This window comes from Caulobacter sp. FG7 (assembly GCF_057808875.1).
In genome coordinates, this window is record NZ_JBMDIW010000021.1 from 59,938 (window position 1) to 74,293 (window position 14,356).

The 14,356-nt window shown below is 68.7% G+C and carries 15 protein-coding genes; 8 read left to right on the plus strand and 7 right to left on the minus strand.

Annotation, left to right across the window (positions count from 1 at the left end; translation table 11 throughout):
• Positions 1-3 precede the first annotated feature (3 nt).
• The 4 genes from ACODR1_RS17305 to ACODR1_RS17320 all read left to right on the plus strand — a co-directional run bounded on the left by ACODR1_RS17305 (position 4) and on the right by ACODR1_RS17320 (position 5,638).
• Positions 4-1,008: a D-alanine--D-alanine ligase family protein gene (locus ACODR1_RS17305; protein ID WP_488881561.1), complete on the plus strand. Its 1,005-nt coding sequence runs from the start codon at positions 4-6 to the stop codon at positions 1,006-1,008.
• A gap of 2 nt (positions 1,009-1,010) precedes the next feature.
• Entirely contained in the window at positions 1,011-1,412 is a 402-nt protein-coding gene (locus tag ACODR1_RS17310; protein WP_488881562.1) for a DUF4259 domain-containing protein, read from the plus strand.
• Entirely contained in the window at positions 1,409-4,084 is a 2,676-nt protein-coding gene (metH, locus tag ACODR1_RS17315; protein ID WP_488881563.1) for a methionine synthase, read from the plus strand. The genes ACODR1_RS17310 and metH overlap by 4 nt, the downstream gene beginning before the upstream one ends.
• A gap of 105 nt (positions 4,085-4,189) precedes the next feature.
• Positions 4,190-5,638: a GH1 family beta-glucosidase gene (locus ACODR1_RS17320; RefSeq protein WP_488881564.1), complete on the plus strand. Its 1,449-nt coding sequence runs from the start codon at positions 4,190-4,192 to the stop codon at positions 5,636-5,638.
• A gap of 139 nt (positions 5,639-5,777) precedes the next feature.
• Here ACODR1_RS17320 and ACODR1_RS17325 read toward each other — a convergent pair whose 3' ends face one another.
• Positions 5,778-6,632, minus strand: coding sequence for a hypothetical protein (locus tag ACODR1_RS17325; protein ID WP_488881565.1), 855 nt, complete (start codon positions 6,630-6,632; stop codon positions 5,778-5,780).
• Between the two features lie 294 nt (positions 6,633-6,926).
• Here ACODR1_RS17325 and ACODR1_RS17330 point away from each other — a divergent pair, with 294 nt between their 5' ends.
• Together ACODR1_RS17330 and ACODR1_RS17335 are read left to right on the plus strand one after the other, a co-directional pair.
• Positions 6,927-7,622: a J domain-containing protein gene (locus tag ACODR1_RS17330; RefSeq protein ID WP_116487518.1), complete on the plus strand. Its 696-nt coding sequence runs from the start codon at positions 6,927-6,929 to the stop codon at positions 7,620-7,622.
• A gap of 124 nt (positions 7,623-7,746) precedes the next feature.
• Positions 7,747-8,046: a hypothetical protein gene (locus tag ACODR1_RS17335; RefSeq protein WP_101716627.1), complete on the plus strand. Its 300-nt coding sequence runs from the start codon at positions 7,747-7,749 to the stop codon at positions 8,044-8,046.
• A gap of 9 nt (positions 8,047-8,055) precedes the next feature.
• Here ACODR1_RS17335 and ACODR1_RS17340 read toward each other — a convergent pair whose 3' ends face one another.
• Complete coding sequence (locus tag ACODR1_RS17340) at positions 8,056-8,373, minus strand: DUF6966 domain-containing protein (protein ID WP_488881566.1); 318 nt, start codon at positions 8,371-8,373, stop codon at positions 8,056-8,058.
• A gap of 111 nt (positions 8,374-8,484) precedes the next feature.
• On the opposite strand from ACODR1_RS17340, the gene ACODR1_RS17345 reads away from it, so the two are divergent.
• Both ACODR1_RS17345 and ACODR1_RS17350 read left to right on the plus strand, forming a co-directional pair.
• Entirely contained in the window at positions 8,485-8,775 is a 291-nt protein-coding gene (locus ACODR1_RS17345) for a putative quinol monooxygenase (protein ID WP_488881567.1), read from the plus strand.
• A gap of 126 nt (positions 8,776-8,901) precedes the next feature.
• Positions 8,902-9,993 carry an NADH:flavin oxidoreductase gene (locus tag ACODR1_RS17350; protein ID WP_488881568.1) on the plus strand — a complete coding sequence of 364 codons (1,092 nt, stop codon included), beginning with the start codon at positions 8,902-8,904 and terminating at the stop codon, positions 9,991-9,993.
• A 205-nt stretch (positions 9,994-10,198) separates the two neighbouring features.
• On the opposite strand, the gene ACODR1_RS17355 is transcribed toward ACODR1_RS17350, so the two are convergent.
• From ACODR1_RS17355 to ACODR1_RS17375, 5 genes are all read right to left on the minus strand, one after another.
• Positions 10,199-11,110 (minus strand): SMP-30/gluconolactonase/LRE family protein, encoded by a 912-nt coding sequence (locus tag ACODR1_RS17355; RefSeq protein WP_488881569.1) that lies wholly within the window; start codon positions 11,108-11,110, stop codon positions 10,199-10,201.
• A gap of 134 nt (positions 11,111-11,244) precedes the next feature.
• On the minus strand, positions 11,245-12,321 hold the full coding sequence (locus ACODR1_RS17360) for an NAD(P)H-dependent flavin oxidoreductase (RefSeq protein ID WP_488881570.1): 1,077 nt from the start codon (positions 12,319-12,321) through the stop codon (positions 11,245-11,247).
• 14 nt (positions 12,322-12,335) lie between these two features.
• A complete protein-coding gene (locus tag ACODR1_RS17365; protein ID WP_488881571.1) occupies positions 12,336-12,707 on the minus strand; it encodes a hypothetical protein in 372 nt (123 codons plus the stop codon).
• A complete protein-coding gene (locus ACODR1_RS17370) occupies positions 12,704-13,222 on the minus strand; it encodes a dihydrofolate reductase (RefSeq protein WP_488881572.1) in 519 nt (172 codons plus the stop codon). The genes ACODR1_RS17365 and ACODR1_RS17370 overlap by 4 nt, the downstream gene beginning before the upstream one ends.
• A gap of 39 nt (positions 13,223-13,261) precedes the next feature.
• Complete coding sequence (locus ACODR1_RS17375) at positions 13,262-14,101, minus strand: thymidylate synthase (protein ID WP_488881573.1); 840 nt, start codon at positions 14,099-14,101, stop codon at positions 13,262-13,264.
• Positions 14,102-14,356 lie beyond the last annotated feature (255 nt).

The following is a 14,356-nucleotide window of genomic DNA, read 5'->3' on the forward strand; positions in this document are numbered from 1 at the left end:
ACGATGCGCACCACCATCCTTTTCGGCGGCCCCAGTCGCGAGCGTCTCGTGGCCGTGGCCAGCGCCCAGGGCCTGTCACGAACCCTGCCGGAAGCCGACCTTTGGTTCTGGGCTCCGGACGGCTGGGTCTATGTCGCCAGCCAGGGCGCGCTTCTGGGCCATGAGCGTCCTTTCGAACTGGATCTGCCGACCGAAGGCGCGCCTATCGGCGACATCGAGGCGGCGCTGGACGTCGCCGCCCGTGAGGACCGCGTGCTGCTGCTGAGCCTGCACGGCGGTTTCGCCGAGGACGGCGGTTTGCAGGCGCTGTGCGAAGCCAAGGGCGTGGCCTTCACCGGTTCGGGCTCGAAGGCCAGCCGCCTGGCCTTCGGTAAGATCCTGGCCAAGGAAGTCGTCGGCAGGGCAGGCGTCTCGGTTCCCGAGAGCATCTTTCTGGAGGGCGCCGAAGGGGCCCTGGCCGAGTATGGTCGGCTGATCGCCAAGCCGGCCGAGGACGGTTCGAGCTATGGCCTGATCTTCGTCGATGGTCCCGCCGACCTGGCGGCCGTCGCCGAGGCGGCCAAGGAGATGCCCTATGTCATCGAGCCCTTCGTCAAGGGCCTGGAATCGACCTGCGGCGTGCTGGAACTGGCCGGCGGCGAACTGATCGCCCTGCCGCCGGTGGAGATCCGTCCGTCGGCCGGCAAGTTCGACTACAAGTCCAAGTATCTGGCCAAGGACACGGTCGAGATCTGCCCGGCCACCTTCGCGCCGGAGGTCAACGCCGCCCTGCAGGACCAGGCCCTGAAGGCCCACAAGGCTTTGGGTTGCCGCGGCTATTCGCGTTCGGACTTCATCGTCTCCGAGCATGGCCTCGTCTATCTGGAAACCAACACCCTGCCGGGCCTGACGGCCTCGTCGCTTTATCCCAAGGCGCTTAAGGCCCAGGGGATCGAGTTCGGCGAGTTCCTGCGCGGGCAGTTGGCCCTGGCCGAGGCTCGCGCCAAGCAAACCGTGACGGCGGCCTGATCATGGGCGCCTGGGACAACGGACCGTTCGACAACGACGAGGCGGCCGACTTCATCGAAGACCTTGCCGAGGCGCCCGACTGGCGCACCGTGGTGCGCATCCTCGAGCACGTGACCAAGGCCGCGGGCTATCTGGAAGCGCCCGAGGGCGAGATGGCCGTGGCCGCCGCGGCGATCGTCGCGGCCTGCGTCGGCGACGTCGCGGTGCTGCCCGAGGACCAGCGCGGCCTCAGGGACGCCCTGGGCGCGCCGCCCGAGGGCCTCGTTCGCCTGGCCCGCACGGCCCTGGCCCGCGTGGTCGCCCCCGCTTCCGAAATCGACGAACTCTGGCAGGAAGGCGACGCGCACGATGCGTGGCTGACCCACATCGCCAGCCTGCAGACTATCCTGAGCGCATCCCAATGAGACCTGTCTTCGTCAACATCGGCGAGCGGACCAACGTCACCGGTTCGGCCAAGTTCAAGAAGCTGATCGTCGAGGGCAACTTCCCCGAGGCCCTGTCGGTCGCCCGCCAGCAGGTCGAGGCCGGCGCCCAGGTCATCGACGTCAACATGGACGAAGGCCTGCTCGACTCCGAGCAGGCGATGATCACCTTCCTGAACCTGATGGCGGCCGAGCCCGACATCGCCCGCGTGCCGGTGATGATCGACAGCTCCAAGTGGGAGGTGATCGAGGCCGGCCTGAAGTGCGTGCAGGGCAAGGCGATCGTCAACTCGATCTCGATGAAGGAAGGCGAGGCCAAGTTCATCGACCAGGCCAAGCTGTGCCTGCGCTACGGCGCGGCCGTGGTGGTCATGGCCTTCGACGAGGTCGGCCAGGCCGACACCGCCGCCCGCAAGGTCGAGATCTGCACCAAGGCCTACGATATCCTGGTGAACAAGGTCGGCTTCCCGCCGGAAGACATCATCTTCGATCCCAACATCTTCGCCGTGGCGACGGGGATCGAGGAGCACGACAACTACGCCGTCGACTTCATCGAGGGCACGCGCGAGATCAAGGCTCGCTGCCCGCACGCCCGGATCTCGGGCGGGGTGTCGAACGTGTCGTTCAGCTTCCGCGGCAACGAGCCGGTGCGCCGGGCGATCCACTCGGTGTTCCTGTACCACGCCATCAACGCCGGCATGGACATGGGCATCGTCAACGCCGGCGACCTGCCGGTCTATGACGACATCGACCCCGTCCTGCGCGAGGCCGTCGAGGACGTGATCCTCAACCGCCCGCAGCGCACAAATGTCTCCAACACCGAGCGCCTGGTCGACATGGCGCCGGGCTACAAGGGCGAGAAGGGCGCGGCCCAGCAGGTCAATCTGGCCTGGCGCGAGGGCACGGTGGGCGAGCGCATCACCCACGCCCTGGTCAATGGCGTCACCGAGTTCATCGAGGCCGACACCGAGGAGGCGCGCCTGGCGGCCGAACGTCCGCTGCACGTCATCGAAGGCCCGCTGATGGACGGCATGAACGTCGTCGGCGACCTGTTCGGCGCGGGCAAGATGTTCCTGCCCCAGGTGGTCAAGTCGGCCCGCGTCATGAAGCAGGCCGTGGCCTGGCTGATGCCGTTCATGGAAGCCGAGAAGGAAGGCCAGGAGCGCAGGGCCGCCGGCAAGGTGCTGATGGCCACCGTCAAGGGCGACGTCCACGACATCGGCAAGAACATCGTCGGCGTCGTCCTGCAGTGCAACAACTACGAGGTCGTCGACCTGGGCGTCATGGTGCCCGCCGACCGCATCCTCGAAGAGGCGAGAAAGCACGAGGTCGACATGATCGGCCTGTCGGGCCTGATCACCCCGTCGCTGGACGAGATGGTGTTCGTCGCCGCCGAGATGGAGCGCCAGGGCTTCGACATCCCGCTGCTGATCGGCGGCGCCACCACCAGCCGCACCCACACGGCGGTGAAGATCGAGCCGGCCTATCGCCGTGGCCCGACCACCTATGTCGTCGACGCCAGCCGGGCGGTCGGCGTGGTCTCCTCGCTGCTGTCGCCGACCGAGAAGGACCGCGTGACGGCCGACACCCGCGCCGAGTACGTCAAGGTGCGCGAGCAATACGCCCGCGGCCAGACAATCAAGGCCCGCACGGCCATCGGCGAAGCCCGCAAGCGCAAGTACGCCATCGACTGGAAGGGCTACACGCCGCCCAAGCCGCTGTTCACCGGCGCGCGCACCTTCGAGCCGAGCCTGGCCGAGCTGGAGCCGTTCATCGACTGGTCGCCGTTCTTCGCCAGCTGGGAGCTGATCGGCCGCTATCCGCAGATCCTGGAAGACGACGTGGTCGGCGAGGCCGCCCGCGACCTCTATCGCGACGCCCGGGCCATGCTCGACAAGGTCATCGCCGAGAAGTGGTTCGGGGCCAAGGGCGTGATCGGCTTCTGGCCGGCCCAGGCGGTCGAGGACGACGTGGTTCTCTATTCCGACGAGACCCGCACGGTCGAGATCGCCCGCCTGCACACCCTGCGCCAGCAGATCGACAAGGGCCCGGGCGAGGGCAAGGCGAATCTGGCCCTGTCGGACTTCGTCGCCCCGGTGGGCGGTCCGGCCGACTATGTCGGCGGTTTCGCCGTCACCGCCGGCCATGGCGAGGACGAGATCGTCAAGCGGTTCAAGGACGCCGGCGACGACTACAGCGCGATCATGGCTTCCGCGCTCGCGGACCGTCTTGCCGAAGCCTTCGCCGAGTGGCTGCACCACAAGGCGCGCGTCGAGCTGTGGGGCTATGCGCCCGACGAGGGCTTCGACGCCGAGCGCCTGATCGCCGAGAAGTACCAGGGCATTCGCCCGGCCCCCGGCTATCCGGCCCAGCCCGACCACACCGAAAAGGGCACGCTGTTCCGCCTGCTCGACGCCGAGGCCGCCACCGGCATGGCCCTGACCGAGAGCTTCGCCATGAGCCCCGGCGCGGCCGTCTCGGGCCTCTATTTCAGCCATCCGCAAAGCCACTATTTCGGGGTCGGCAAGATCGACTTCGACCAGGTCGAGGACTACGCCCGTCGCAAGGGCTGGGACCTGGCCACGACCGAGCGCTGGCTTTCGCCGATCCTCAACTACGACCCGCTGGCCCGGGCGCGGGGCGAGGCGGCTTAAGGACCGAAATCCTCCCCCTGAAGGGGGAGGATCTGGCTGCTCTGGCCAAGCCCTGCGCTTTCAGGTCATCCTCTCCCCAACGAACGACCCTGGGGGAGTGGGGCGATGGATAAGAGGGGCATGAGCCGCCGTGCGCTGGGCGCACTGGCGGTCGGGGGAACGGCGGCCGGGCTGGCGGGATGCGCCGGGCCCAAGGGCGGCGAGGTGAAACCGAAGTCGCGGGACTTTCCCAAGGACTTCGTCTGGGGCACGGCCAGCGCGGCCTTCCAGACCGAGGGCTCGCCGACGGCCGACGGGCGCGGGCCGAGCGTCTGGGACGTATTCCAGGATCAGCCGGGCAAGATCATCGACGGCTCGACCGCCAAGGTCGCCACCGACAGCTATCGCCGCTGGGCCGAGGATGCCGACCTGGTGGCCGGGGCGGGGATGGGGGCCTATCGCTTCTCGATCTCGTGGTCGCGGGTGCTGCCGACCGGAGCGGGGGCCGTCGCCCAGGCCGGCGTCGACCACTACAGCCGCCTGGTCGACCGACTGCTGGAGAAGGGCGTCACGCCCTACGCCACGCTATTCCACTGGGACCTGCCGCAGGCGATCCAGGATCGCGGCGGCTGGGCCGCGCGCGACAGCGCCAAGGCCTTCGCCGACTACGCCGCCCTGATCGGCGAGCGGCTGGGCGACCGGCTCAAGAAGATCATCGTGCTGAACGAGCCGGCGGTGCACACCGTGTTCGGCCACGTCACCGGCGAGCACGCGCCGGGGCTGAAGGACGTGGCCCTGCTGGGCCCGGTCACGCACCACATGAACCTGGGACAGGGGATGGCGATCCAGGCCCTGCGCGCCGCGCACGGCGACCTGTCGATCGGCACGACCCTGGCGTTGCAGCCCTGCCGGCCGGCCGGCGGCGGCCTGGCGTTCTGGAACCGGCTGGCCTCGGATGGCCTCGACGCGCTGTGGAACCGCGCCTGGCTCGATCCGCTGCTGAAGGGCGAGTATCCCGACCAGATGGACGAGTTCCTGGGCGACCGGGTGCGCTCGGAGGACCTCTCGACCATTCGCCAGCGGGTCGACTTCATGGGCGTGAACTACTACGCGCCGGCCTATATGCGCCTGGCGCCGCTGTCGCCGGGGCGGATCAAGCCGGCCGATCCGCCGCGTGGGGCGGAGCTGGACGCCTTCGGTCGGCACATCGATCCGTCGGGCCTGCTGGAGGTGCTGACGCGCTTACGCACCGAGTATGGCAATCCGCCGGTCTTCGTTACCGAGAACGGCTGCTCGGATCCGTTCGGCGACGGCAGGGCGATCCAGGCCGACACCTTCCGCATCGCCTTCCTGCGTCGTCACCTGCAGGCCGTGAAGGGCGCGATGGAGGCCGGCTCGCCGGTGAAGGGCTTCTTCGCCTGGTGCCTGGTCGACAACTGGGAATGGGCGCTGGGCTATCGCTCGAAGTTCGGCCTAGTCAGCCACGACCGCACGAGCGGTGAGCGCAAGCCCAAGGCCTCTTACGGCTGGTACGCGGGCCTTGCGCGCAGCGGGGTCCTGCCGACTGCGCCGTGAAGACCGCCTGTGAGGACCGCCTGGCGGCGGCCCCCTCAGTCGCTCCGCGACAGCTCCCCCAGAGGGGGAGCATCTTGGTGCTTCAGATCCTCCCCTCTTGGGGGAGGTGGCCCGGAGGGCCGGAGGGGGCCTTCTCCGCTCAGTCCGGCTTGCAGATCAGCACGTCCTTGCCGCCGCGCTTGGCGGGGACGAGGTTGCCGGCGCACGCCTGGGGATTGGCCGGATCGATGATGATCTCGCGGCTGGCCGGCAGCTTGGCCGGGGTCGAGCCGATCGGCGCCAGGGGCTTGGCGGCCGTGGAGGCGGGCTTCGCCGCCGGCTTGGCGACCGGCTTCTGAACGGCGGGCTTGGGCGCGGGGGCGGCCGGGGCCGAGGCCTCGATCTTGGCCGGGGCGGGCGTCTCGGCGGGCGGCGGGGGCGGAGCGGCTTCCGGTTCGGGCGCCGGCGCGGCTTCGGGTTCGACCGGCAGGGCGCTCTTGACGTTGTAGTTCAGGGCCTGGCCCAGCAGGTTGGACTTGGTCTCGAGGGTCTTGGCGCGGGTCTCGCAGTCGCCGGGCGGCGACCAACTCATCCACACCTGCGCCAGGCGGGCCTTGTCGATGGCTTCCGAGCCGCCCCAGATCGAGCGGCCCTTCTTCATGGCGCCGGCGCCGTACTCCGAGATCGGGCGCGGGCTGGCCTTTTCAGCGGCGGTGATAGCCGAGGCGTAGGCCTTCAGGTCCGAGCGCGCCTGGATGCGCATCGCCGGATACTCCTTCAGCGCCGCGGCCGCGCCGTCGGGGCCCGGGAAGGCCTTCTCGATCCGCGTCACCTCGGGCATGACCTTGTCGTACAGGTCGACATAACCGCTGAGCGCGCCGTAGCACCAGGCGATGTAGCCGTACTCGTCGGTCGGCGGCGTGGCGGCCGGCTGGGTGCGCGGGGGAGGGGCGGCGGTGGTCACGGGCGCGTCCTGCGCCATCAGGGCGAGAGCGAAGAGAAGGGCGGTCGCCATACGGCCGGGAATCCTTTTCGGTAGCGTCAGTAGAGCTGACTAGATCATTTCGGGCCGCATTGGGACCTCAGCATGGCGCCGAATGGTCAAAGTCGCGCGCCAAGCTCAGCCATAACGACGCAGACGCCGGATGGCTCCGAAGATGACGGCAATTCTGAACAAGTTTACATGTGCGATGCAGCATTCGCCGGGTGGGTCGCGTGCGATGCGTATGCTAGAAGGCCCTTCCGGTGCGGCATCCTGGCGCTGTCCGGATCCGTATCTTCCGAGACCCGCCGACATTAGAATTCCCGCATGACCTTCTGGCGCAACATCGCAAGCATCGCGGCCCGTCGGCTGGACCTGGCGGAATGCGCTGAATGTCCCCCGGGCCCGCCGGGGCAGGATCCCGCGTTCTCGACCGCCGTCACGGCGCTGGGCGCCAAGCTCGCCAAGGCCGACGGCAGCGCCGACGGCCACGAGTTCGAGGCCTTCTCGCAGGTCTTCCATCCGGACCCGGCCTCCGAGCAGAACATCCATCGCCTGTACGACCTGGCCCGCCAGACCACGCACGGCTTCGAGAGCTACGCCAAGCGGCTGGCCAAGCGCTACCGCTCGTGCCCGCAACTGCTGGAGGACGTGCTCGACGGCCTGTTCCACATCGCCAAGGCCGACGGCGCGGTGACCCAGGACGAGCTCGACTACCTGGAGCGGGTGGCCGAGCTGTTCGGCCTGTCGCCGCTGGCCTTCCGCCGTCTCAGCGCCACCCACCTGGGCGCGGGCGCGGACGATCCCTACGTGATCCTCGACGTGCCGGCCGACGCCGAGGACGAGGTGGTGCGCAAAGCCTGGAAGTCGGCCCTGTCGGACGCCCACCCTGACCGCGCCCGGGCCCGGGGCCTGCCGGCCGAGTTCATCGAGGTGGCCGAGGCCAAGGCTGCGGCGATCAACGCGGCTTTCAGCACCGTCATGCGCGAGCGCCGGGAACTCGGGCTGGCCGCCGCGGGTTGAACGGAAAAGTCTTTGTGATTGAACCCAATGGGTGTTCAGTTGACGTTCAGACCTCCAGAGCCAACCTAAGGGACGAGGACGGAGATTCTGGGCGCCCCGGCGCCGATCGAGGACGACGATGACCATGACCCTGGGCGCGAACATCGGCGCGACGCACTCTTCGGCTTGGCGCGGTCTGGCCGCGGTGGTCGGCGGCGTGGCCACGGCGATCGCGGTCTCGGTGGCCGCCATCGTGGCGGTGGTGTTCGCCGCGACTCTGGTGGTCGTCGGCTTCATGGCCACCGCGCTTCTCGGCCTGGCCGCCTTCGCCCTGCGCGGCCGTCGCCAGGCCCGCGCCAAGGCTTCGGCCGATCCCAACCTGATCGAGGCCCGCAACGTCGGGGGCCACTCCTGGGTCGCCTACGGCTGGAACGAGCGGCGGTAGGCTTCCCGGCTATCGGTCGTGAGGCCGGTCAATGTCGCGCTTGAGGCGTGACGCCCGGGCCGAGGCCTTCGATATCAGTCGCCGCAACCGCGCGTTGGCTCGGGGCAGCCTTCCATCATTCCTCATCAGCACGAGATCGTTCAGCGTCCCAGGCCCTCCAAAGCAGCGGAGGAACCGGTTCAGGCCGTAATAGTCACGTCTCCGCACGCGCTGGGCCATCTCTTGCAAGTCGCTGGCCCAGGACGGCTCTCCATGCGCGCGCAATAGCCGGGCGATCTCGTCTATGCGCGAGGCCAGGCGCTTCCAGCGATCGAAAAACCACAGCATGCGGTCAAGCTCAGGGTCTGGCCCCTTTGTGGGAAAGGGGCGTCAAAACGCTTGCCTTCGCCGCCCGTCGTCGTCCAACCTTACATTCAAACAAATGTTGGGAGGATGAGCATGATCGGCGTGGTAGCGAGCCTGAAGGTGCAGCCGGACAAGACGGCCGAGTTCGAGGCCGTGTTCCTCGACCTTTCGGCCAAGGTGAAAGCCAACGAACCCGGCGCAATCGTCTACCAGCTGACCAGGTCGAAGACCGAGGCGGGCGCCTACAAGGTGCTGGAGCTCTACGCCTCGGCCGACGCCCTCAAGCACCATGGCGGGACCGACTATTTCAAGGCCGCCGGCGCGGCCATGGCGCCGTTCATGGCCGGCCGTCCCGAGATCGAATATCTCGACGCGGTGGAATAGGGGGCGTTTTCAAGTCCCCCGACCTGTGCCGGATAACCGCAACCGTTGCAGTTTTTCTGCATGGCGTCGGGCTGAAAACGACCGTTTAACTTGTCGCCGAAACTTCCCGCCTCCCGGAGCGCCCCCATGGCCCTCGACGCCCTCTTCAAGCCCTTCGAATTCAAGTCGCTGAAGCTGCCCAACCGGGTGGTGATGGCGCCGATGACCCGCTCGTTCTCGCCCGGCGGCGTGGCCACCGACGACGTGGCCGCCTACTACGCCCGCCGCGCGGCGGCCCTGGTCGGGCTGATCGTCACCGAGGGTACGGGCGTGGCCCGGGCCGCTTCGCTCAACGACGCCAACATCCCCCGTTTCCATGGCGAGAAGGAACTGGCGGCCTGGAAGAAGGTCGTCGACGACGTTCACGCCGCCGGCGGCCTGATCGCGCCGCAGCTGTGGCACGTGGGCTCGGCCAAGGGGAAGGACGTGCTGGGCAAGATCGACAGCCCCTCGGGCGTGTCCAAGGCCGGCGGCTCGCCGTTCACCGAACCGATGACCGACGCCGAGATCGCCGACACCATCGCCGCCTTCGCCACGGCCGCAGCCGACGCCAAGCGCCTGGGCTTCGACGCGATCGAACTGCACGGCGCCCACGGCTACCTGATCGATCAGTTCTTCTGGAACGGCACCAACCTGCGCGGTGACGCCTTCGGCGGGCCGACCATCGCCGAGCGCAGCGCCTTCGCCGCCGAGATCCTCAAGGCGGTCCGCGCCGCCGTGGGCCCCGACTATCCGGTGATCATCCGCCTGTCGCAGTGGAAGCAGCAGGACTATGCGGTGAAGAACGCCGAGACGCCGCAGGCCCTGGAAGCCTGGCTGCAGCCGCTGGCCGACGCCGGCGCCGACATCTTCCACTGCTCGCAACGCCGGTTCTGGGAGCCGGAGTTCGAGGGATCCGACCTGAACTTCGCCGGCTGGACCAAGAAGCTGACCGGAGCGCCGACCATCACCGTCGGTTCGGTAGGCCTGTCGGGCGAGTTCATCGCGGCCTTCGGCGGCGAGGGCAGCCAGCCGGCCTCGATCGACGGCCTGCTCGAGCGCCTGGACCGCGGCGAGTTCGACCTGGTCGGCGTGGGTCGCGCGCTGCTGCAGGATCCCGAGTGGGTCGTGAAGATCCGCGAGGGACGGAACGACGAGTTGAAGAGCTTCTCGCGCGAGGCGCTGGGGGTTCTTTACTGAGGGCGATCCCCCTCAGTCGCTTCGCGACAGCTCCCCCAGATGGGGAGCATCTGGTTGGCGAAGGCGTCGGGAAAGATCCTCCCCCTCTGGGGGAGGTGGCCCGGAGGGCCGGAAGGGGGGGGGCGTTTTCAGCTTTCTCGGTGGCTGAAGCGTTCTCGCTTCCCCCTCCGTCGCCTTCGACACCTCCCCCCTCTGGGGGAGGGGCTCATGCATTGAAGTTCAGCTTCAGCCCCGGCCGGTCCCAGCGACCGCGCCACAGCTTGCCCGTACCTGACGCCGTGATCCACACGTCCCGCATGTCGGCCCCGCCGAAGCAGATGTTGGTGGTGATCACGTCCGGCACGGCGACGTGCTCGGTCGAACCGTCCGGCGAAAAGGCCGTGATCCCGCCGTTGATGATCGTCGCCACGCATACCCGTCCGTCGGCTTCGACCGCCAGGCTGTCGAGCAGCTGGTAGCCTGGCAGGTTGCAGATCACCCGGCCGGGCTGCAGCGGCGCCGGCGGGGCCAGTTCGCCGGGCGCGACGACATCGAAGGCCCACAGGCGTCCCAGCATGGTGTCGGCCACATAGACGACGTCCTCGGCCGGAGACAGGCCCACGCCGTTGGGCGAGATCAGGTGGTCGCGCAGGCGCACGATGTGGCTGCCGTCGGCCCTGGCGTAATAGAGCGCCCCGTACCTGCGGCCATCCGGCGTCGAGCAGCCATGGTCGGTGAACCAGAAGCCGCCCTGGCGGTCGAAGACGAGGTCGTTGGGCCCGACCAGGCGCTTGCCGTCGCAGGCTTCGTAAAGCGTGGTCACGGCGCCGCTTGCCAGGTCCACCCGTTGGATCGAGCCGCCCTCGTAGCCGGCGGGGGTGGGGCCGGGGATGTTCAGCCCGCCCATGTCGAAGAACTGGAAGCTGCCGCCGTTGTTGGTGACATAGACCGCGCCGTCCGGGCCGATCGCCGCGCCATTGGGCCCGCCGGGCAGTTCGGCGACCGTCTCGCGCTTTCCGTCCGGCGTGATCCGCGTCAGGGTCTGGCGCTGGATCTCGACCAGCAGCACCGAGCCGTCGGCCATGGCGACCGGGCCCTCGGGAAACTGCAGGCCTTCGGCGACGAGGGTCAGGTCCATGTCGTCTCGCTCCCATTTCCTTGCGCGTGACGGGCGCCGAAACCGCTCACACTTTCGGCTGTCACGCTTGATGGGCGTCTCTCTGGACGCCTGGAGGCGGAGTAAACGATCGTTTGAACTGGTCCGCAACCTGCTCAGGCGTCAGCGAGCAGCCGGGTCAGGTCTTCGGCGCTGAGGCCGCGTGGCGCCAGGCGGGCCGACTGGCCGGCCCAGAGGTTGGTGAAGTCACTGTTCGCGCCGTCCTGGCGCAGGGGAACGAGCGCGCCGCCCGCCAGCGGAAAGGGCGGCACGACCGGGCCACCGATCGGGCCGACCTCGCGCATCAGCCGGTTGGCGACGCCTCGGGCCGGACGGCCGGTGAAGACGTCGGTGATCATGGTGTTGTCGTCGCGGGCCGCGTCGAGCGCCGCGCGATGGGCCGGCGGGATCTTGGCCTCGGGCGTGAAGAGGTAGGCCGTGCCGACCTGCACTCCGGCCGCGCCCAGGGCCCGGGCGGCCGCGACGCCGCGCGCCTCGGCTATGCCGCCTGCGGCGATCACCGGCACCGAGACGGTCGCAACCACCTGCGGCAGCAGGGAAAAGAGCCCGGGCTGGCTGGCGGTGTCCAGGCGGTTGTCGATGGCCTCGCCGTAGCCCGGGAGGAAGGTGGCGCGGTGGCCGCCGGCCTCGGCGCCCATGGCGATGACGGCGTCGACGCCGTTGGCTTCGAGCCAGACGGCCTCGGCGACGGTGGTTGCCGAGGACAGGATCTTCGCGCCGGTGGCCTTGACCCGCGCCAGCAGAGCGGCCTGCGGCAGGCCGAAGTGGAAGCTGACCACCTGCGGCCGCAGGTCCTCGACCAGGGCGCAGAAGGCCTGGTCGAACGGGGCGCGACCGCCTGTCGGCGGCGGCGGGGCGGGGTCGAGGCCGGCCTCGACATAGTAGGGCGCCAGACGCGCCCGCCAGGCCAGCATCCTGGCTGGATCGGCCTCGGGCGGCGTGTGGGCGAAGAAGTTCAGGTTCAGGGGCGCGTCGACGGCGGCGCGGAACTCGGCGATAGCGGCCCGGGCCTGGTCGGGCGTGTATTGGGCGCAGGCCAGCGAACCCAGGCCGCCGCCGCGCGCCGCGCCGATGGCCATGGCCGGGGTGGTGGCGCCGGCCATCGGGGCCTGGAGGACTGGGGCGGCGATCCCCAGCAGGTCGATCAGCCGGCGGTCGGTCCAGGCGCTCATGCGGGGCTCCGCGCTCAGTTCAGGTCGAAGAGGTCGTAGGCGATCAGCTTCAGCCGCTCGTCGAAGAAGGCGCGGCCGTAGCTGGAGCGCTGCAGGGCGGCCTGGTCGACCCCATGCTCTACATCCGAGCCGCTGGCGCCGGGCGCCGAGCAGGGAACCGAGAGCCGAAGATTGCGACCGACCTTCAGCTTCACGCCCGGTTCGGCGCGAACCACGGTGGCAGCCACGAAACAATTGCCGCGCACGCCGCGCGGCACGCCCACGTGCGTGACCTGCAGGACGACGATCTCGGCGGCCTTGTCGCGGGCGTGCTGGCGCGCGTCGGCCGGCGGCGGCGTTGCTGACGCCGCCTGGGCCAGGACGAAGGCGGCCAGCAGGGCGCTCACTTGCGTTCCAGCACGCGGAACACGAACGGGAAGTCGTCGCCTTCGCCGGCGGGGCGCTCCTCGCGGCGCACCTCGGTCCAGGCGCTTTCGTCGAAGGCGGGGAAGGCGACGTCGCCCTGAACTTCCGCCTGCACCTCGGTGACGTAGATGCGCCTGGCGCGGGGCAGGGCGAGCTCGAACAGGGCCGCGCCGCCGATCACGCAGACCTCCTCGACGCCGTCCTCGGCCGCCTGCTCCTTGCCGATCTGCACGGCTTCGGACCAGGTGTCGCAGACCACCGCGCCCTCGGCCTCGAACTTGTGGTCGCGGGTCAGCACGATGTTGAGGCGGCCGGGCAGGGGCTTCCTGGGCAGGCTGTCCCAGGTCTTGCGACCCATGATCACCGGTTTGCCCAGGGTGGCGGCCTTGAACATCTGAAGATCCGACTTCAGTCGCCAGGGCAGGTCGTTGTCGCGGCCGATGACGCCGTTGAGCGAGCGGGCCACTGGGCCGACGGTGAGGATGGGGGCGGTCATGACGGCGAGTCTTAGCGGCCCGCCGTCGCTAGCGGAAGGTCAGACCGAGACCGCCGCCTTGATATGCGGATGAGCCTCGTAGCCTTCCAGCGCGAAGTCCTCGTACTCGAAGGCGAAGAGGTCGGTCTTGTCGGCGATCTTCATCGTCGGGAAGGCATAGGGCTCGCGGGTCAGCTGCTCGCGGGCCTGGTCGAGGTGGTTCAGATAGAGGTGGGCGTCGCCGAAGGTGTGCACGAACTCGCCCGGCTCGAGACCGACGACCTTGGCCACCATCAGGGTCAGCAGGGCGTAGCTGGCGATGTTGAACGGCACGCCCAGAAACACGTCGGCGCTGCGCTGGTAGAGCTGGCAGGATAGTTTTCCATCCGCCACGAAGAACTGGAACAGGCAGTGGCAGGGCGGCAGGGCCATGTCCTCGACGTCGGCCGGGTTCCAGGCCGACACGATATGGCGGCGGCTGTTGGGGTTGGTCTTCAGGCCCTCGACCAGATTGACGATCTGGTCGATCGACTGGCCGTTGGGCGCCGCCCACGAGCGCCACTGCTTGCCGTAGACCGGGCCGAGTTCGCCGTTCTCGTCGGCCCACTCGTCCCAGATGCGCACGCCGTTGTCCTTGAGCCAGGCGATGTTGGTCTCGCCCTTCAGGAACCACAGAAGCTCGATGATGATCGAACGCAGGTGCAGCTTTTTGGTGGTCAGGACCGGGAAGCCCTTGGCCAGATCAAAGCGGATCTGGCGGCCGAAGACGCCCAGGGTGCCGGTGCCGGTGCGATCGCCGCGCTGGACGCCGTTGTCGAGGATGTCCTGGAGGAGATCCAGGTACTGCCACTCGGCGTGGTCGCTAGTATGGTTGTGGCGAAGAGGGGTGTGGATGTTCATGGCGGCACCGCGAAAGCTCGTTCCATCGGTTTGCCGCTGAGTGGTGTCGCGCGCGATAGGCGCTTCAGCGTCATACATGGTGTCCCCCGGATTGCCGCTGGTGATTCACAGTAGTTGCCGAGTCGTAAACAGGGGGTGTGGACTAAATTCAGAATGCCTCGCTGTTCAAGGCAGTTGCGTGATTGTTGGTGCATGCAGCTTCTTGGCACGACGAAAAACGCCCCGCGCGGCGAGCCGGCGGGGCGTTCTCGTTCA

Bases quoted from the DNA above. Each gene is read 5' to 3' on its own strand.
- ACODR1_RS17340 (WP_488881566.1), bottom strand. From the start codon at position 8,373: ATGCTGTGGTTTTTCGATCGCTGGAAGCGCCTGGCCTCGCGCATAGAC.
- metH (WP_488881563.1), top strand. From the start codon at position 1,409: ATGAGACCTGTCTTCGTCAACATCGGCGAGCGGACCAACGTCACCGGT.
- ACODR1_RS17320 (WP_488881564.1), top strand. From the start codon at position 4,190: ATGGATAAGAGGGGCATGAGCCGCCGTGCGCTGGGCGCACTGGCGGTC.
- ACODR1_RS17330 (WP_116487518.1), top strand. From the start codon at position 6,927: ATGACCTTCTGGCGCAACATCGCAAGCATCGCGGCCCGTCGGCTGGAC.
- ACODR1_RS17310 (WP_488881562.1), top strand. From the start codon at position 1,011: ATGGGCGCCTGGGACAACGGACCGTTCGACAACGACGAGGCGGCCGAC.
- ACODR1_RS17350 (WP_488881568.1), top strand. From the start codon at position 8,902: ATGGCCCTCGACGCCCTCTTCAAGCCCTTCGAATTCAAGTCGCTGAAG.
- ACODR1_RS17375 (WP_488881573.1), bottom strand. From the start codon at position 14,101: ATGAACATCCACACCCCTCTTCGCCACAACCATACTAGCGACCACGCC.
- ACODR1_RS17370 (WP_488881572.1), bottom strand. From the start codon at position 13,222: ATGACCGCCCCCATCCTCACCGTCGGCCCAGTGGCCCGCTCGCTCAAC.
- ACODR1_RS17355 (WP_488881569.1), bottom strand. From the start codon at position 11,110: ATGGACCTGACCCTCGTCGCCGAAGGCCTGCAGTTTCCCGAGGGCCCG.
- ACODR1_RS17325 (WP_488881565.1), bottom strand. From the start codon at position 6,632: ATGGCGACCGCCCTTCTCTTCGCTCTCGCCCTGATGGCGCAGGACGCG.
- ACODR1_RS17335 (WP_101716627.1), top strand. From the start codon at position 7,747: ATGACCCTGGGCGCGAACATCGGCGCGACGCACTCTTCGGCTTGGCGC.
- ACODR1_RS17360 (WP_488881570.1), bottom strand. From the start codon at position 12,321: ATGAGCGCCTGGACCGACCGCCGGCTGATCGACCTGCTGGGGATCGCC.
- ACODR1_RS17305 (WP_488881561.1), top strand. From the start codon at position 4: ATGCGCACCACCATCCTTTTCGGCGGCCCCAGTCGCGAGCGTCTCGTG.
- ACODR1_RS17345 (WP_488881567.1), top strand. From the start codon at position 8,485: ATGATCGGCGTGGTAGCGAGCCTGAAGGTGCAGCCGGACAAGACGGCC.